This window comes from Atopobium deltae (assembly GCF_001552785.1).
Taxonomy (GTDB): domain Bacteria; phylum Actinomycetota; class Coriobacteriia; order Coriobacteriales; family Atopobiaceae; genus Atopobium; species Atopobium deltae.
The window spans coordinates 101,066-117,811 of sequence record NZ_KQ959484.1 but is presented as its reverse complement, the minus strand read 5'-3'; the positions used below and the strand labels follow the sequence as shown (position 1 = coordinate 117,811).

The 16,746-nt window shown below is 52.0% G+C and carries 17 protein-coding genes; 4 read left to right on the top strand and 13 right to left on the bottom strand.

Annotated features, from left to right (window positions below; genetic code table 11):
• Positions 1 to 232: 232 nt before the first annotated feature.
• Complete coding sequence (gene pta / locus HMPREF3192_RS01010) at positions 233 to 1,225, bottom strand: phosphate acetyltransferase (RefSeq protein WP_066304604.1); 993 nt, start codon at positions 1,223 to 1,225, stop codon at positions 233 to 235.
• Positions 1,226 to 1,494: 269 nt separating this feature from the next.
• On the opposite strand from pta, the gene glf reads away from it, so the two are divergent.
• A complete protein-coding gene (glf, locus tag HMPREF3192_RS01005; protein ID WP_066304575.1) occupies positions 1,495 to 2,697 on the top strand; it encodes a UDP-galactopyranose mutase in 1,203 nt (400 codons plus the stop codon).
• Positions 2,698 to 2,838: 141 nt separating this feature from the next.
• Positions 2,839 to 3,915, top strand: coding sequence for a glycosyltransferase family 2 protein (locus HMPREF3192_RS01000; RefSeq protein WP_407921945.1), 1,077 nt, complete (start codon positions 2,839 to 2,841; stop codon positions 3,913 to 3,915).
• 102 nt (positions 3,916 to 4,017) lie between these two features.
• Here HMPREF3192_RS01000 and HMPREF3192_RS00995 read toward each other — a convergent pair whose 3' ends face one another.
• Both HMPREF3192_RS00995 and HMPREF3192_RS00990 read right to left on the bottom strand, forming a co-directional pair.
• Complete coding sequence (locus tag HMPREF3192_RS00995; RefSeq protein ID WP_082715517.1) at positions 4,018 to 5,169, bottom strand: P1 family peptidase; 1,152 nt, start codon at positions 5,167 to 5,169, stop codon at positions 4,018 to 4,020.
• Positions 5,170 to 5,231: 62 nt separating this feature from the next.
• The gene (locus HMPREF3192_RS00990) at positions 5,232 to 5,837 is read right to left on the bottom strand and encodes a Maf family protein (RefSeq protein ID WP_066304572.1); all 606 of its coding nucleotides are present in this window, start codon (positions 5,835 to 5,837) and stop codon (positions 5,232 to 5,234) included.
• Positions 5,838 to 6,031: 194 nt separating this feature from the next.
• On the opposite strand from HMPREF3192_RS00990, the gene HMPREF3192_RS07035 reads away from it, so the two are divergent.
• Positions 6,032 to 6,157 carry a hypothetical protein gene (locus HMPREF3192_RS07035; protein WP_269447670.1) on the top strand — a complete coding sequence of 42 codons (126 nt, stop codon included), beginning with the start codon at positions 6,032 to 6,034 and terminating at the stop codon, positions 6,155 to 6,157.
• A 9-nt stretch (positions 6,158 to 6,166) separates the two neighbouring features.
• Here HMPREF3192_RS07035 and HMPREF3192_RS00985 read toward each other — a convergent pair whose 3' ends face one another.
• The 7 genes from HMPREF3192_RS00985 to HMPREF3192_RS00950 all read right to left on the bottom strand — a co-directional run bounded on the left by HMPREF3192_RS00985 (position 6,167) and on the right by HMPREF3192_RS00950 (position 13,169).
• On the bottom strand, positions 6,167 to 6,913 hold the full coding sequence (locus tag HMPREF3192_RS00985) for an energy-coupling factor transporter transmembrane component T family protein (protein ID WP_066304570.1): 747 nt from the start codon (positions 6,911 to 6,913) through the stop codon (positions 6,167 to 6,169).
• Complete coding sequence (locus HMPREF3192_RS00980) at positions 6,906 to 8,978, bottom strand: ABC transporter ATP-binding protein (RefSeq protein WP_082715516.1); 2,073 nt, start codon at positions 8,976 to 8,978, stop codon at positions 6,906 to 6,908. Before HMPREF3192_RS00980 ends, HMPREF3192_RS00985 begins: the two co-directional genes overlap by 8 nt.
• Before the next feature lie 5 nt (positions 8,979 to 8,983).
• On the bottom strand, positions 8,984 to 9,550 hold the full coding sequence (locus HMPREF3192_RS00975) for a hypothetical protein (RefSeq protein WP_066304568.1): 567 nt from the start codon (positions 9,548 to 9,550) through the stop codon (positions 8,984 to 8,986).
• Between the two features lie 461 nt (positions 9,551 to 10,011).
• Entirely contained in the window at positions 10,012 to 10,743 is a 732-nt protein-coding gene (locus tag HMPREF3192_RS00970; protein WP_066304566.1) for a tRNA (cytidine(34)-2'-O)-methyltransferase, read from the bottom strand.
• Positions 10,744 to 10,858: 115 nt separating this feature from the next.
• Entirely contained in the window at positions 10,859 to 11,857 is a 999-nt protein-coding gene (locus HMPREF3192_RS00965; RefSeq protein ID WP_066304564.1) for an inorganic phosphate transporter, read from the bottom strand.
• Positions 11,850 to 12,473, bottom strand: a complete 624-nt coding sequence (locus HMPREF3192_RS00960) for a DUF47 domain-containing protein (RefSeq protein ID WP_066304562.1) — start codon at positions 12,471 to 12,473, stop codon at positions 11,850 to 11,852. The genes HMPREF3192_RS00965 and HMPREF3192_RS00960 overlap by 8 nt, the downstream gene beginning before the upstream one ends.
• A gap of 333 nt (positions 12,474 to 12,806) precedes the next feature.
• On the bottom strand, positions 12,807 to 13,169 hold the full coding sequence (locus HMPREF3192_RS00950) for a hypothetical protein (protein ID WP_066304559.1): 363 nt from the start codon (positions 13,167 to 13,169) through the stop codon (positions 12,807 to 12,809).
• A gap of 152 nt (positions 13,170 to 13,321) precedes the next feature.
• On the opposite strand from HMPREF3192_RS00950, the gene HMPREF3192_RS00945 reads away from it, so the two are divergent.
• Positions 13,322 to 13,711, top strand: a complete 390-nt coding sequence (locus HMPREF3192_RS00945) for a pyridoxamine 5'-phosphate oxidase family protein (RefSeq protein WP_066304557.1) — start codon at positions 13,322 to 13,324, stop codon at positions 13,709 to 13,711.
• 246 nt (positions 13,712 to 13,957) lie between these two features.
• Here HMPREF3192_RS00945 and HMPREF3192_RS06875 read toward each other — a convergent pair whose 3' ends face one another.
• The 3 genes from HMPREF3192_RS06875 to HMPREF3192_RS06705 all read right to left on the bottom strand — a co-directional run bounded on the left by HMPREF3192_RS06875 (position 13,958) and on the right by HMPREF3192_RS06705 (position 16,606).
• Entirely contained in the window at positions 13,958 to 14,872 is a 915-nt protein-coding gene (locus tag HMPREF3192_RS06875) for a thermonuclease family protein (protein ID WP_066304555.1), read from the bottom strand.
• Between the two features lie 55 nt (positions 14,873 to 14,927).
• Complete coding sequence (gene sohB / locus HMPREF3192_RS00935) at positions 14,928 to 16,148, bottom strand: protease SohB (RefSeq protein WP_066304554.1); 1,221 nt, start codon at positions 16,146 to 16,148, stop codon at positions 14,928 to 14,930.
• A gap of 224 nt (positions 16,149 to 16,372) precedes the next feature.
• Positions 16,373 to 16,606, bottom strand: coding sequence for a hypothetical protein (locus tag HMPREF3192_RS06705; RefSeq protein ID WP_156422808.1), 234 nt, complete (start codon positions 16,604 to 16,606; stop codon positions 16,373 to 16,375).
• Between the last annotated feature and the right edge of the window lie 140 nt (positions 16,607 to 16,746).

The window sequence follows — 16,746 nt, the reverse complement described above, 5'->3', positions numbered from 1 at the left end:
TTTTATAATTCCTCAAACGTATCTGGTATTCGGTGAACGGTTTTAGCGAAATACGTTTGCCTTACGTTCAGTGAGGATAGTTTGCTATATAAGGCTTTCTCATAAGACCATAAGAAACAGCAGAAACTATTTGAATACATTTTTTGAATGAATGGCCCAGTGCCTTTTCGCATGCATTTGAAAAAACACTGGGCGATGAGCTTTACCCAATTTTTGGTAATAACGGTAGTCGCTATTCACCCGAATCCGCGCTGGCCATCTGCGCTTGCGTGGCAGTGATAGCTACGACACCCACGATGTCCTCGGCACTGCAGCCGCGCGAAAGATCGTTAACTGGCTTGGCAATGCCCTGCAAAATGGGGCCGTATGCCTCGGCGCCCGCAAAACGTTGGACCAGTTTGTAACCAATATTGCCCGCTTCCAGGTTGGGGAAGACGAGCACGTTGGCAGCACCTGCAACCTCCGAATCTGGAGCCTTTAGCGAGGCTACACTGGGAACGAGTGCAGCGTCAAGCTGCAGGTCACCGTCAGCGTCTACCGCGGGGTAGAGCTCTTTGACGATGGAAGTTGCCTCTTGAACCTTCTTGGCGGTTTCGCCACCAGCCGAACCCATGGTCGAATACGAAAGCAGTGCCACGCGAGCAGGGGTGCTCATAAAGGCTTCCCATGACTTCGCAGAAGCGTGAGCAATTTCGGCCAGTTCATTGGCGGTGGGGTTAATGTTAAGGCCGCAGTCGGCAAACAAAACGGTTCCGTCCTCACCAAACTCGGTCTTCTCGGTACACATAATAAAGAAGGCCGAGACAAGCTTGGTGCCTGGAGCGGTCTTAAGGATTTGCAGCGCAGGGCGCAGCGTGTCAGCGGTCGAATGGCAGGCACCCGACACCAGTCCGTCGGCGTCGCCCATCTTGACCATCATGGTGCCAAAATAGGTGGCGTCGTTGATCTGAGCGCGGGCTTGCTCGATGGTGACGCCCTTTTTTGCGCGCAGCTCAGCAAACTTCTGAGCATAGCGCTCGTGCTGGTCGGAGTGCATAGGATTGATGACGGTAACGCCGTCGATGTGGATTTCGTCGGGGTTGCCAAGGATTACCAGGTTGGCGATGTCTTCTTCCACAATCATGCGTGCGGCGTCAAGCGTACGCGGGTCCTCTCCCTCGGGTAACACAATGGTTTTTTTATTAGATTTGGCCGCATGTTTCATGTGGTTCAAAAACTCGCTCATGAATAGTCCTTTCTGCGTAAAGCCATGAGGTTGGTGGTGCTTTCTATCATAAAACGTTTTTGTAGAATTGTCGTCAACTTGTTGCCAAAATGTCTGCGGCGGCGTCGCCATTCGCTCCACTGTGGTGCTCGTGTTAAAATCAGCAGTACGATTGGCTGTAGACTCTGCGCATACGTATGTCTGCGTCACATGCGTCGCGTACATCGAGCTCGCAGCTCGCAGCATACAGCCACACGACAAGCCTAGGGACAACCTAGGGAAGGGATATTATGACAAGCGATCTTGGATTACCTGCTGATTTTTTGCCCGAAAGTTACGACGTTATTGTGGTAGGAGCTGGTTACGCAGGAGCAACCTGCGCGCGCCGTCTTGCCGAAGCATGCGGCTTGCGGGTGTGCGTCGTCGAGCGCCGTGGCCACATTGCTGGCAACGCCTACGATTTTGAGGACGCAGCAGGTATCCTGGTTCACAAGTACGGTCCGCACATTTACCACACCACCGACGAGCGAGTACACAGCTTTTTGTCACGCTTTACCGACTGGACCGACTACGAGCACAAGGTGCTTGCCAACATCCACGGCCGCCTGATGCCCGTTCCCTTCAATCATCACTCGCTCAAGCTCGCGTTTGGCGACGAGAAGGGCGAGTACTTGTACCAAAAACTGGTCTCCGCCTTTGGCGAGAACAAAAAGGTTCCCATCATGGAGCTGCGCAACAAAAATGACGACGAGTTCGCCGAGGTTGCCGACTACGTGTACGAAAACGTCTTTTTGTATTACACCATGAAGCAGTGGGACAAAACCCCCGATCAAATCGATAAGTCCATCACGGGGCGCGTACCTGTGTTTATCGGCGACGACGATCGCTATTTCCCTTTGGCGCCGCATCAGGGTATGCCCGCCGAAGGCTACACCAAGCTCTTTGAACACATGCTAGACCACGATCTCATCGACGTCTTTTTAAACGTCGATGCACACGATTTTATGACGGTTACCGAGAACACCGTCTTGGTGCGTGATCGCCCGTTTGGCGGGGAAGTGATTTATACGGGACCGCTGGACGAGCTGTTTGATCTTGATCTGGGTGCGCTGCCGTATCGCACGCTTGACATGGAGTTTATCACCCTAGACCAGGATCAGTTCCAGCCTGTCGGAACCGTGAATTACACCACGAGCGAGGATTTTACGCGCATCACCGAGTTTAAGAACATGACTGGTCAAGTTGTGCCTGGTAAAACCACCATTATGCGCGAGTATTCCAAGGCGTTTGAGCCTGGCAGTGGCGAGACGCCGTACTATGCCATTCTTGAGGACTCGAGTCGCGCGTTGTACGAGCAGTATTGCAGTCGCGTGCGTGGTCTGTTGAATTTCCACCCCGTGGGCCGCTTGGCGGAGTATCGTTATTACGATATGGATGGGGTTGTGGCCTCGGCGCTCGACGTTTGCGACGACATCGTTTCGCAGCGTTCATAGGATGTGCATGCAAACGTGACGAGCTCGTTTGACACATCAGCCTTAAAGCCCGCTGCCGAGAAGAGCGCTCAAGCTGGCGCCGTTAGCACGAGCGTTAGCACTGATCCCGCCCTGCACGAGGCACTTGTGCTGCACAAAGCCCTGGTCGCGCGAGACCCGCAAGCGCTTGCTGCTGCACCTGTGCAAGACAAGGTCATTACCTTTGGTATCCCATGCTACAACTCGGCCGACTACATGGATCGCTGCATCACCTCGCTGCTTGAAGGTTCAAACTATGCCACTGATATGCACATATGCATCGTCGATGATGGCTCAACCAAAGATGCAACGTCGCAAAAAGCTGACGAGTGGGCCGCGCGCTATCCAGACATCATTAGCGTGGTGCATCAGCCCAACGGTGGTCATGGCATGGCAGTGCTGGCCGCGTTAAGTCATGCCCGTGGAAAATACTTCAAAATTGTCGACTCGGATGACTGGCTGCAAGCCCATGCTTTGCAGGCGCTTCTGTCCAAGCTCCGCGAGTTTATAGCCAACGACGAGGCCGTTGATCTGGTCATTACCAATTACGTCTTCGAACACGTGCTGGACGGCAAGCAAAACGTCGTCGATTTTCGTTACGCCCTGCCGCGCGAGCGCATCATTTGCTGGGACCAAATCGGCCACTTCATGATGACGCAAAACCTGCTCATGCACTCGCTATGCTACCGAACGGACGTCCTTCTCGACGGCGGCCTGCCCATGCCCGCACACACGTTTTACGTGGACAACATTTACGCCTATGTGCCGCTGCCGCGCTGCAAACGTCTGTATTACTTGGACGTCGACTTGTACCGCTATTTTATTGGCCGAGAAGACCAATCGATTAACGAAAGTGTCGCCATTTCGCGCATTGACCAGCAGCTTGTTGTAACGCGCATCATGATGCATGCGTATCATTTGAATGATGACATTGCCTGCGTTAAGCTGCGCAATTACATGTGCAATCACTTTACGCTGATGATGGCGGTGTGCTCGGTGTACTCTCGCATGTCCGATAAGCCCGACGCAATGGCCAATTTGCAAGCGTTGTGGGATGAGCTGAAGGCGTACGACGAGTACATGTACAAGCGCGCTCGTCGCGGGGCGTTTGGCGTGGCAACAAATCTGCCCACGAAGGCGGGCGTAAAAACTACGATTTACATTTATCGTATCGCGCAAAAGTTGTATAAGTTTAATTAGGGTGCGGGCCGCGCGATGTCGCCCAGCACTTACTATTCTGAGTCGCGTCTTACTGCTGGCGCTGCCGCTCGCGTGCCGATAAGCTCGCTCGGCTGCTGACCTCTACAAATCGCGCGCTGCTACAAATCCGTAGGCGCTTTTTGCCTGCATTACACCATCGACAATAGCGCGTTCAAGCGCACGTGTTGCAAGAACTCCCACAACATCTACTGCAGCATCAACCTGGTTGGTGGCCATCACAAAAATGGTATCGCCATCGTTAGTGGTGTGCGTTGGACTAATGACATGCGCATATGCATCAGCACACATTTGAGCAACCTTGGTGGCTTGTGCCTTGTTTAGCCGCGCATTGGTCACGATGCACGAAATCGTGGTGTTGGTGCGCGCGGATTTGGGGCTGCTTGTTGATGCGTTTGGAGTTGCTGCTGCACCGCCTGTTACCCCGTCGCCCGTTGCTTCATCACGTTTGGTGTCGAGTGGCATTTGTGCTTGCATTGCGCAAAGCATGTCGGTTGAACTGGCAAGTTGCGAGGGATCCGACGCATTACGCACGCCAGCGATACGCGCATGCGTTTCGGGGTCGATAATGTCTCCGCAAGCATTCACAGCACTGACCGCTCCACAGATAAGAGTGCCTGCTTGCTGGATATTCTCACCAAAGCCGCCCTTCATGGCAAGGTTTTTGCCTGCGAGTTTTCCGACTGTCGCGCCTGTTCCAACTCCGACATTTCCGCACTGCAGCGACTCGGAGTCGTGCGTTTGAATGACGTCTTGGGTGTCCGCCCACGTAGCATTACGAAGTGCCTTTTCGGTCGCTGCAGCACCATCCTCGCGTGTGGGGCGAACATCAAACTCGCCGCACGCCAGATCAAAAATGCAGGCTCCCGAAACGATGGGAACAACGCCGCCAGGAACAGGAAGGCCAATGCCATGTTTTTCGAGCTGATTGGCAACGCCGCACATGGATTCCAAGCCGTAGGCGCTGCCGCCCGATAAAACCACAGCATGAAGCACCTGGACGGTTTCCTCAGGTTTCAACAGATCGGTCTCGCGCGTGGCAGGAGCTCCGCCGCGAACATCGACAGCGCCCGTCGCGCCCTCGGGACAAATGATGACGGTGCATCCAGTACCCGCTTCTGCATTGGTATAATGAGCTGCGCAAATGCCAGGGATCTGCGTGATTGACTGAGGAGTTGTTACGTCAAATTCGTTGTCGTCGGCGCTTGCGCCACGCAAGCCACATTGAGCGGTCATGTGATTCATTCCTTTATCGTTAATATCGTGAGGCACTCGGCTTACGCTGCTAAGTGCTTAGCTTATAAGGATAGCGCTTCAAGTTCGCGCATCACGCGCGCGATGGGCAAACCCACAATAGCAAAATAATCGCCCTCGATGCTTTGCACGAGCAGACGTCCCAGCCCCTGAATGCCGTAGCCGCCCGCTTTATCAAAGGGCTCGCCCGTTGCAATATAGCGATCGATCTGCGCGTCTGAAAGGGGATAGAAGCGCACTGTACTCGTTTCGACAAAGGCTGTCTTGCGAGCGAGCGCGGTCTTCTCGTCAAGCTGTAGCAGACAAACGCCTGTTGAAACGTGATGCGTGGTTCCCGATAAGAGCTTCAGCATGTGACACGCTTCATCGGCGTCGTGCGGCTTGCCGAGAAGATCGTCGCCCCGCCAAACGCTGGTATCAGCCGCCAAAATGCATTGACGGGCGAGGGGAGTGGCGTTGAGCTCTTGTTGCTGGTTCTGCAGGTATTCATAGCATGCCTTAGCCTTCGCGCAAGCAAGGCGTTTGACGAGCTCGGCGCCTTTCTCGCCCGCGAGTGGTGTTTCGTCAATACCAACGCTTATTACCTCGGGTGTGATGCCGATTTCTTTTAGGAGCTGCAATCGCCGTGGCGATGATGAAGCAAGTATCATGAATGGTCCTCATAACGTTCTTGTGATGTGTCAGGATATGCAATTTTTAGAACTCATTTTTAATTGTATCTTATTCTTTTTGTTTAGGGTTTTGTTCATGGGAGCTATAACCATCCACTTCAATAGATAAAAGGGGTTTAGCGCTTTTTAACTTTCTAAAAATTGCGAAGTCAACATGAGATGCGGGATGTTTTATGAACTCTTCTGGCGAGAAGTTCGTCGTTTGTGCAGCGACTATCGTGGCGAGCCGTCAGCGCGCTGGCGGTGGTGTGCGTGCGAGCGCCAAGCGCTCTTCTCGTCGGCGCATCCGTGTCGGCTAAAATCGTTTGCTAAAACATAATTCCAATAACAACCAGCGCGACTGCATACACAATGGTGGCCCAATCAAGCGCCTGCAAGGGAAAGCGCTTGTACGAACTCTGTGGTCCACGCAAATAAAATCCGCGCTGCTCAGCCGAAAGCGCCGACGCATCGGTTTTAGCAACCGAGCTAATGAGTAAGGGGATAATGACGGGTAGCATGAGCTGCATTTTTTTGATCGGATTTTTAGAGTCAAACTCCACGCCGCGTGCGGTTTGCGCCTCCATGATGGCTTGCATTTCTTGAGCAAACAAAGGCACAAAACGAAAGACGGTCGTAAAAGTAAAGGCATACGGATAGGGAATGTGCAACTGCTCGACACAGGCGTTAGCCAGGTCATTTGGTTTTGTCACCATAAACATTAACACGAGTGGCAGCGCAATACCCACCAAGCGCAAGCTCACGCGAGCGCCATCATACATACCCCCTTGCGTCATGCCTAAAAACAGCACTGGCCCTGAAGGAACAAAGTAGGTCTGCAGCAAAAACATAATGATGGCGAGAGGAATGAGCAGCTGTGCCATACATATGATGCGCTTGCCAACCGTGGCGCTAAAGCCAAGCGCAAGGGTGTGCACGAGCAAAAGCGCCAACAGCACAAGGGAGTTTGAGCACAGGGTGGCCACAATAATGCCAATTGCAAGCACCAATTTAATCAGCGGATGGACGCGGTGTAAAAGGCTGGTACCTTTGGTATACGCAAGAGGATTAGTCATGGTGAATCAGCCTTTCGGTTTGTGCGGGAGTTGCGTTTTGCGTGCGGTCTTCGGCTGTAGAGGGCACCTCGATAAGCCTTTCGGTTTGTGTAACGATTTCGTTAACCTGGGTAAGGCCCTCAAACGCTGCGGAAGTTTTGCGTGTCAGCGCCTGCGAAAGTTGCATAACTTGCGGTGGCTGCAGATAGGCCTGCTTCATGATCTTCTCGTCAGTAAAGCTGTCGAGAAGACCGGCGTCCTTGAGGACACATCCGTGGGCCATCACCAGAAGACGGTCAGCAAAGTCAGAGACTACCTCCATGTCGTGGCAAACCATCAGCACGGCGCACCCCGTGTGGGTCATGGCTTTGACCTGCTGCATGATGGTCATGCATTCCAGATAATCGAGGCCGCTGGTTGGTTCGTCAAGAATAATCAGCTTGGGGTCCAGGATTAAAACGCAGCCCAGCGCAAGGAGCTGGCGTTGGCCACGCGACAGTTGGAAGGGTGAGGCGTCGGATGGAAGCTTAAAGTGTTTTGCAAAGCGCCGCGCGGTTTGCGTGGCCGTGGCTTCGTCGGTTCCGTGCAAGGTGAGGCTGAAGATAAGCTCCTCGAGCACGGTATTTTTTGAGAGTTGTCGATCGGGATTTTGGAATAGGGTTGCCACCTGCGTCGCCAGCGTGCTCGTCGGCGTCGTCTTTGTATTAAGTCCTGCGACGGTGACGTTGCCTTTGCGTGGCTTAAGCAAGCCGTTAATGAGTTTTGTGAGGGTTGTCTTACCCGCACCGTTTTGGCCGACCACTGCGAGCACATCGCCAGGATACAGTGCAAAGTTTACGTCGAGAACCCCGTCGCCGTTCGAATAGTTAAAACTTACGTCATCTACCTGCAGGATTGGCTGGTGCTGGGGGCCGGCTTCGTGCTGAGGGTCATGTCGACCCTGCTGTGGGCTCGCCATGTGTTGCGTGGTTGCCATATGCTGTGCTGCGTGGTGCTGCGAAACGCTGGTCTTCTCGGCAGCACCCGCATCGATCTTCTCGTCTGTGTCGGCATCCAGCGCGCTCACGCCGTGCTTCACCACATCATCGATAAGCTGCGCTGTTTCGGTCACGCTTAAGCAGGTTTGGCGTGCAAGCAACAAGCCCTTATCGTACAGCTGATTCGAAACGCGGGTCATACGGGGGGTGTCGACACCAATCTGGCGCAACAGAGCCGACTGTGCAAAGACTTTGCGTGGTGTGTCGTCAGCCGCAATGCTTCCCTGATTCATAACCACAATGCGCTCGCAAAAGTCGGCCAGAAGCGCCACTTTTTGCTCGATAACCAGCACGGTAATGCCGCGCATGTGGCTGAGCGTTTGCAGGATCTCAAAAATCACCTGTGATGACTCTGGGTCGAGTGCGGCGGTTGGCTCGTCCAACACAAGAATGCGGGGCTGCAGCGCCAAAATTGCCGCCAAGGCAACCTTTTGCTTTTGTCCGCCCGAAAGCGTTGCAATTTCGCGGTCGCGAAGTTCGGTGATGCCTGTGGCCTTAAGCGCCTGTTGCAGACGCACTTCAATCTGGTCGCGCGGAATACCAAAGTTTTCGAGCCCAAAAAGCAGCTCATCTTCGACTTCCGATGCGACCATCTGCGCGTCAATATCCTGCAAAATACTACCGACGACCTGCGAGATGTCGGTCAGGCTCACCTCGCAGGTATCGCGCCCTGCCACCCGCGCACTGCCGTAGAGCGTGCCATGATAGTGGTGCGGAATCGCGCCCGAAATAATCGACGCAAGGGTGGACTTACCAGCACCCGACGGGCCGATAATACCGACGAACTCGCCAGACGCAATCCGCAGGTTTACGTGCTTAAGCGCGTAGGGAAGTGCAGCTTCGTCAATCTTCTTGTCATGCGATGCACGAAGGCCCTGGTACGAATAGCTGATGTCATCGAGCTGAATCAAACAGTCGTTGTCGAAACGCTCATCAAAGCGCTTATCGGCGTGCTTGTCGAAATCCTCGACGCCAAGTTTGCTGTATAGCTCATCAATCTTCTCGTCCGAAAAACGAGCGGTGTCGTGGTGCTGGTACGTGTCAGACATGTGAGTTATTCACCAATCTTAAGAGCTTTGCATAAAGGAATGTAGAGTGCTTGTACCACAATTGCGTTGAATGCGGCTGTCAAAATGATAACAGGAAGCATGGCGGGGACCAGCTGTGCTGCGCCGCCGACGATGGCGACTTTGATCACCATAAAGATCAGGCCCGATACGGTCGTGGTAATAAAGGTGGCGATAAGTGGCAATAAGGGCAGGTCACCAGGGCGCTTTTCGAGTTTGAGCAGGGCAGCCATAAGCATTGCGCTGATGCCCTCTGCCGCAAAATCAATGAAGGGAGAGTTGGTCGTGATCTGAATTACGGCTGCCGATACCAGGCCGATAATACCCGCCTGAATAAGGCTGGGGCGCTCGATCAAAATCGTCAGGCAGAAGGCCGAAATAATGAACTCGGGTCCAATGGCGCCACCCGAAAGGCTCGCGATGGCCTTACCCAGGGTAAAGTTCAGAATAAATCCTGCGGCAAGTAGCACCGCGAGCAGGATCAGCGAGCGAATATCGAGGCCGTGAGTTTCGTCGGTTTGGATAGTACGAGGTTGTTGAGAAGTGCTTGGCATGCTGGTTTCCTTTCTACAAACTAAGTACTGCCGCGTCACAACAAAAAAGAGCTCCCGGTCATACGGGAGCTCTTTTTGAAGGCTGATGTGTATGCGCAAGAGACTCACGATTGACCAATCGATATAGACTTGCTCCACCACCAGTTGTTAGCTGTGAATACCACGTTGGCTACTACGGCTGCGATTGCGTTGTTGTGTGCAACATTGTTGTTTGCAATGCTGCTGTTGCTTGCGATTGCGCGGGTGGTGCTCATCTGTCTCTTACGCCTCCTTAAAATGTGAGATGTCGAATAGGTTTGCACGCGGCGTCGCTGCGCTGTGCGGCTTGTGCGCCGTCGTGCGTAACTGCTTGCGTTGCTAAGAACTGTACGATAGCTGAACAAACAATGCAAGCACTTTTTTGAGCATCTGCGAACGGAAACAAAGTAGTAACGAAATATAAGCGAGGTCTCATATATTAGTTACATGCCTACAAAACCCGTTTGTCGCAGCGCTTCATATAGCACAATCGCTGCGGCGTTCGAGAGATTCAGTGCGCTGACGTGGTAATCTTCGGGATCGATAAAATTCCCGCAGATGTCCTGCTGCAAAAGCGCCTCGTGGGTGCGCGTGTTTGCGTGCGCCTCGTCCGTGCGTAGTTGCGCGATATGGTCTGACCAATCCGTGGCATTTACGAGGGCCTTCTCGTCAGTCAACATAGGAATGCGCTCACATTCGAAAGGATGCTGCGCCAAGAGTTGCTCGTCAAGCCCTGAGCTTTCTTTTCCGAAGATGATAAAATCGCCGTCTTTATAGTTGGCCTCGGTGTAGGTCTTTGCGGCCTTCTTCGTCAAAAAATGCAGCCGCGGCAACGGGGAAGTTGCTTGATTTCGCAAGCTGTGTGCTGCGAGTGGATCGCATCGGTCTAGATCTGTGTGTCCGCCATGCCAACCTCTGGCGTCCGTTGCCGTCGCGTCCGTTGCTGTAGGATCTGCAAAAGGCTTGTTCTTCTCGACAAATTCATCCCACGAGTTATATACACTGACCTGCAGACTTTCCCAATATGCCATGCCTGCGCGCTTAAGTTGTTTGCTATCAAGCGAGAAGCCCAACGGACCCACCAAATGCAAATGCGTGCCACTCACCACGCAGGTTCTGCCTATATTGCCCGTGTTAGCAGGAATTTCGGGCTCTACCAGTACGATGTTAAACATAGCTGTCCTTTGTCTAAGATGTGCTGATGCCTTTGCGAATGACGTACGTGGTGGGTTTTCGTCGTGCTTGCGCGATCTTCTCGTCCGTACGCTATACATCCACCGCGCCAGCGCCTTACGCGCCAAGCACCAATCCCGTGACGCATCCAACGATGGCACCGAGTGCAATCGTTGCTGGTAGTGTAACAAACCAGGCCGCAATTATCTTGCGAGCCACGCCCCAGCGCACACTGGTACGACGCCGAGCACTGCCAGCACCCATAATAGAAGTGGTAATAACCTGCGTGGTCGAGACGGGCGCGCCCAACGCGGTCATCGTCTCGATAGCAATGGTCGAACTCGCTTCGGCCACAAAGCCAATGACGGGAGTCAGACGCGTGACGCCGTCGCCCACGGTACGCATAATGCGACTGCCGCCAATCGAGGTGCCCAGCGCCATCGTAGTAGCGCACATAATTTTTACCCACAGCGGAATGCCGTCCGCAGGATTATGCAGGCCTGCAGTGACCAGCGCTAACGTAATAATGCCCATCGTTTTTTGCGCATCGTTATTGCCATGGCTGTAGGCCATAAACGCTGCCGATAAGACCTGCAAGCGGTGAAACAACCCATTAGCCTTCCGAGGCGTCCAGTCGGCAAAAAGCTCAAACACAAGGCGCATAAACACAAATCCGAGCGCCATGCCAATGAGCGGCGAGGTAAACAGAGGAATCACAACTTTTTGCAGCACGCCTGCCCAACGGATATGGTTGCAGGTCCCCGTAAAAACGCAGGTCGCTCCAATAAGGCTGCCGATAAGAGCATGTGAAGATGAACTCGGAATCGAGCACCACCAAGTAAACAAATCCCAGATGATGGCACCCATCAGCGCCGCAAATACGACGTAGAGCTCAAGCTTTATGTCGACGAGCCCCGCCGCAATAGTCATCGCCACCTTTTCGCTGGTCAACGCACCAATAAAGTTCATGGTTGCGGACATAATAATGGCCCAGCGCAGCGTGAGGGCGCGAGTGTACACGGTGGTTGCGATGGCGTTAGCGGTATCGTGAAAGCCGTTGATAAATTCAAAAATGAGCGCGGCAAGAAGCACGGCAATAAGAAACATGTTAGGCATTTTTCACAATGACATTCTGCATGGCATTGGCAACATGTTTGCAGGCGTCGAGCGTTTCCTCGAGTTTATCCATGAGGCTTTTCCATTTAATAACCTCGATAGCATTGGTTTCGTTGCGAAAAATATTCGAAAGCGCCGTGCGATACACCACGTCGCCCTTATCTTCATACTCGTTTGTCGCCTTGGTGTGCTTGATGACGGAGTCGTCCTTTTTGTAATCCGAAAAACGGTCGAAGGCCTTTTGCAACTCCTCGGCAGCAAAAAGAATCAGGTGCGCCATTTGTGCTGCTTCGGGATGCATCGTCTTGATGTCGTACAGCCCGATACGCGCTGAGGTGCTCTCCATGCCGTCGACAATTTCGTCCATGAGCAGCGCCAAACTCGAGATGTCTTCTCGGTCAAAGGGCGTGATAAACGAAGAGTTGAGCGTCGAGAAAATCTTGCCGACTTGATCATCGCACAGGGTTTCGTAATCTTTGATTTTGGGAATGAGATCCTGGGAGTGAGGGTAGTTGTCAATAAGTTCGACGAAGAGCTGGCCTGTGGCAACGGTAAGCGAACTAAATTCGTAAAACAAACTAAAAAACGCTTCTTCTTTGTGCGACACTCGACTCATGCGTATACCTTCCTGCTCTGATGTTATGGCAGAGTTTTGGCTGTTTTTTGCTTATGCTGTGTTTGCGTTCGCTGCGCTGCGTTCATATTGCTGCGTCCGAGTGTGCGCGCTGCGCTTACACTGTTGAGCATAAGCTGAAAAAAGCCAACTTTTCCATTATAGGAATCTGTGCTTGCGTCAACGCGACAAAAAAGAAAAAAGTTAAAAGTTTGAGTAGGCACTACGCTTTAAGAAGATACTGTTCAAGTCCGTCTGGGCAGTTTAGTCAGTTTGGACGTTATCACACACGCACTCCGAACATGTGGGCTGTCCGCTCAATCTGCGCACCCGTCGTTAAAAAAGACGACCCTGTTCAAACAGTGAACCACATATCTGCCCGATGTAGCTTACAACACCAAAAATAAAAATGTAGATGGCGGCAGATTCATTGAGCATGGCAAGGTTGGGCAACCATATCAAACCAACGATGGCAGAAAAAGGCCAGCTAAAACCATACTTTTTGCCATACACAAACGAGACTGCAAAAATAAGCAGTGGCAAGACAAGCAAAAGAAGAAACATAGCCATGCCCGTATCATGTATCAAAAAGGGGAAGGCAATCTCTGCAATCGCAAGAGGACCCAGGTAGAGCATCTGCGTTTTGAAGTTCATTTTAAAGTTCGATTTGACGGTCTTCTCGACAGGTGTATGTTTCATAGGAGCCTTAGCGTTTGTGTATCATGCAATCCAAACCATGCACAAAATTTTGCAAGAACGTATCACGTGTGCGGAAGAACAAGACTATTATAGGGTATATACAAAGCGTCTTACAAGGCGTCTTTGTGAATAAATCGAAAGGAGCTTATAGTATGAAGCTTACCAAGGAAATGCAAGAAGTCATTGGTGACGAGCTTGCCTGGATTGCGACGGTCAACAACGATGGTACCCCCGATTTGGGTCCCAAAAGGACGATGCGCGTGCTTGACGATGAGCATCTTATTTTTTGCGAGAATACCGACGGCCAGCACCATGCAAATATAAAGGCTAACGGCAAGATTGTGGTTGGTGTCGCAAAGCGCTTCGACAACGTTGGCTTTAGGTTTGTTGGTAAGGCAACTTCATACACCGACTCCGAGCACATGGAGCTTGCTAAGGAAAAAGCAGGTGTCATGCCCAAAGCTGCTGCCATTATTATCGATATCGAGAAGATCTACACCTTGAATTCTGGCCCTCTTGCAGGCAAGCCTGTTGAGGAGTAGCGCGAAGTACGTACGCGAATAGCGTTTTACGTACGCGCTTCTGCGTTTTGAGTACCCGACGTTTTGAGTACGCGACAGCGTTTTTTGAGTGCTTCACAGTTCGTGCAGCAATAAAGTTGTGGTAATAACCGCAGGGTGCTGTACACGTTTATGAAGGGGTTCCCCCTGTGGCGACGCTGCGGCATGGGGTCCCTTTTTTATACGTGAGTTTTATTCGTGATCAAAAACAACCAGCCGAGAACAGCACTACCCCCACAGGCCTGCACCTTTGTTACGAGCTTCAGCCTCAAATTTACGGAATTCATGCACATATTTCACGTCAGGTGGGAATGTTGACAGATATGCGTAGCCCTCGCGCAGCAAGATTGCGTTGAAGCATTTTGTGCCAAGTTCACTTTGATTAGCGGGAATATCAAGCCATACGTAGCGCAGCAAACGCTTGTAACGGTCGCGTTCCGAAGTGTCCTTTTCGAGATAGACAGTTCGTCCTTTGAGCTGCGATTTTGTAAAGTTGGAAGCTTCTTTTCCGTAATACTCAACACCTTTTCGTGGGTGCTTTGTCTCGGGGGTGTTCACCAGTATGAGGCGAACTTTTTCTTTGCCATTACCGCGATTCACCACGATGGTGTCTCCATCAACGACGCGCACGACGGTGGCCTTTTCAAAGTTACTCGGGATGGCTGTGTTACGATCGTTGGCTGGCAGAGGCTTGCCGTCCCACTTGCCCGTTTTGTTAACATAGTAGCCGTCGGGAGTAGTGGCATCCTTAAGCATCTTGCCATCGCTGCCGACGTAGTAGACGTTGCCAACCCAGCAATTGCTAAGCATGTATCCCGATGCATCAAAATAATACCAATCAAGCTTGCTGCCTAAGGCTCTCCATTGATTTTTGGGATAGGACCCATCGGCCTCCTGATACCACCAACGACCATTGGTTTGCTTCCATCCCTCAACAATCGCAGGTTTTTCTGGAGTCTTTGGCTTAGCTTTTTTATCCTGTGCTTGTTGGCTGTTCGAAGCACTTGAAGCGCTTGAAGCGACCGTTGCGCTGGCATCGTTTGTCGTCTTGCTGCTGGAAGACGATTGGGGATTAAGCGCATTTCCAATGGCGCCAATAAGTATGAGCGCAACAAAACCCTGCGCTATTCGTTTTAACTTCATCAAACTCACTTCTTACCACATACTGTGACTCACTGCGGCGCATGATGGTCTCAAGTTACATCTTGTTGGCGTGCCCATGCATCAAGCTGGTGATAATGCGCACCACGGCAGACTCCGTATACACACCGAGTTGCTCGAGCCAAGTCTCTTCTTTTTTGGTGCGGACGAGAAATACATCTTTGGTATCCATCGCATCTAGAATGATGTCGTCGCTGGTCGCAATCTCGTCAACCAGATTGAGCTCGCGCGCCTGTGTGCCAAACCAGTATTCGCCCGTGGCGATTTTTTCGATATCGACCTGCGGACGGTGCTTGTGGACAAACGCCTTAAAGAGGCGGTGTGCTTCGTTGAGCTCCTCGATGAATTTCTGTCGACCTTCCTCGGTATTCTCGCCAAGCATAGTCATGGTGCGCTTGTATTTACCAGCGGTAAGAATGTCGACGTCAACGTCGTGTTTTTTCAAGAAGCGGTGCACGTTGGGGATTTGCGCGACAACGCCGATGGAACCGATTTCGCTAAAGGGCGCCGCGACAATTTTGTTGCCGATGCATGCCATCATGTAGCCACCGCTTGCCGCGACTTTGTCAACGGCGACGGTTAGCGGAATGTTGCGATCTCGAATGCGCTTGAGCTGCGAGGCGCCCAGGCCATAGCCATCGATGACACCGCCAGGGCTTTCGAGCTTGACAAGGACTTCGTCGCCCTTATCGATAAGGGCAAGCGTGGCGGTGATTTCTTTGCTTAAGTCCGAAACCTCTTCTGCTTGCACCTCGCCTTTGAAGCTTAAGACAAACAGGCGTGGCTTGTGGTGCCTGCCGCGAAACGCCCGATATTCTGCCTCAGCAGCGTTAGCTGCGGCAAAAAGTTCAGCCACCTGAGCTTCTCCAGATGGCTCCTCGGGTTCAGTGGGTTTTGAGCCGTTTTCAGCAGCTTTTGCAGCGGCCATCGCTGCTTTTCTTGCTTCTTTCTTGGCCTTCTCGCGGGCCTCTTCTTCGAGTGCTCGCTGCTCTTCTTTGGCCTTGCGGAGCGCCTTTTTGGCTTTCTTTTTGATCTTATCGCGATCGTCGATCGTGTCGCTATCAAGGAGCGCTTCTTCGAGGCGCTCCTTTTGCTCGATGTACTCCTTCTTGAGGTCCACGATCTCGATTTCTTTGGTCTTCTCGTCCTTGTCCTTAATAAAGGCATATGGAATGCCAATAATGATCCCGATGACGGTTACTGCCTTCAGAGCAAAGACGATGTAGTCGCTAAAAAAATTTCCTAGACTTTCAAGCATAGATACCATCTTTCTTATTGTTTGATCGTCTCTTGTATCTTACACAGGACCATAGACACATCAGACAAATTTATGTTGCGCTGGCGGCGCCTGCATAAAACCTTAACAGCTTCGATAAGCTTTTCCTGTAAATGGCGAGAATTCCATCATTAAGCTTTCGGTCAATCTCTATCCAAACGGAATCGATGCCCTTGGTATTCTGAAGGTCGATCGCTACGATCGTATTAAGACGGATCCCAAGTATCCCCGTACAAGGACAGCTCATCCGCACGGGCTACAAAATTTCGAACCTTTTGCCGCACGATCAGGCGCGTATTGCTGGCGAAGTGTATCATCCCGATGGCACGGTGCTTGACCAGGCAAAAGCCTTTATCGTGACGAAAGAGAATGCCGAGCAGTACAAAAAGTAGCTCGGTGTTCGCGATTTTCACCCCGGCGAAATTCTTTCCAGATGCCAAAAGGTGCCTTGCAGAACAAGGACTCCGTGTTTAATCAGGACAAATTTAGGGGCATCCAAAGTCTCAAAGTGCCCGCAGCGAATCCCGCCGCCGCAACCTATATGGCACCCATGGCGAGCACCGTGCACGCACAAGCCAAG

Coding starts and splice junctions, on each gene's coding strand:
- HMPREF3192_RS00990 (WP_066304572.1), bottom strand. CDS start 5,837: ATGATACTTGCTTCATCATCGCCACGGCGATTGCAGCTCCTAAAAGAA.
- HMPREF3192_RS00965 (WP_066304564.1), bottom strand. CDS start 11,857: ATGCCTAACATGTTTCTTATTGCCGTGCTTCTTGCCGCGCTCATTTTT.
- HMPREF3192_RS00980 (WP_082715516.1), bottom strand. CDS start 8,978: ATGTCTGACACGTACCAGCACCACGACACCGCTCGTTTTTCGGACGAG.
- HMPREF3192_RS00985 (WP_066304570.1), bottom strand. CDS start 6,913: ATGACTAATCCTCTTGCGTATACCAAAGGTACCAGCCTTTTACACCGC.
- HMPREF3192_RS00975 (WP_066304568.1), bottom strand. CDS start 9,550: ATGCCAAGCACTTCTCAACAACCTCGTACTATCCAAACCGACGAAACT.
- HMPREF3192_RS00995 (WP_082715517.1), bottom strand. CDS start 5,169: ATGACCGCTCAATGTGGCTTGCGTGGCGCAAGCGCCGACGACAACGAA.
- HMPREF3192_RS00970 (WP_066304566.1), bottom strand. CDS start 10,743: ATGTTTAACATCGTACTGGTAGAGCCCGAAATTCCTGCTAACACGGGC.
- pta (WP_066304604.1), bottom strand. CDS start 1,225: ATGAGCGAGTTTTTGAACCACATGAAACATGCGGCCAAATCTAATAAA.
- HMPREF3192_RS07035 (WP_269447670.1), top strand. CDS start 6,032: ATGAACTCTTCTGGCGAGAAGTTCGTCGTTTGTGCAGCGACTATCGTG.
- HMPREF3192_RS06875 (WP_066304555.1), bottom strand. CDS start 14,872: ATGAAGTTAAAACGAATAGCGCAGGGTTTTGTTGCGCTCATACTTATT.
- HMPREF3192_RS00950 (WP_066304559.1), bottom strand. CDS start 13,169: ATGAAACATACACCTGTCGAGAAGACCGTCAAATCGAACTTTAAAATG.
- sohB (WP_066304554.1), bottom strand. CDS start 16,148: ATGCTTGAAAGTCTAGGAAATTTTTTTAGCGACTACATCGTCTTTGCT.
- glf (WP_066304575.1), top strand. CDS start 1,495: ATGACAAGCGATCTTGGATTACCTGCTGATTTTTTGCCCGAAAGTTAC.
- HMPREF3192_RS00945 (WP_066304557.1), top strand. CDS start 13,322: ATGAAGCTTACCAAGGAAATGCAAGAAGTCATTGGTGACGAGCTTGCC.
- HMPREF3192_RS00960 (WP_066304562.1), bottom strand. CDS start 12,473: ATGAGTCGAGTGTCGCACAAAGAAGAAGCGTTTTTTAGTTTGTTTTAC.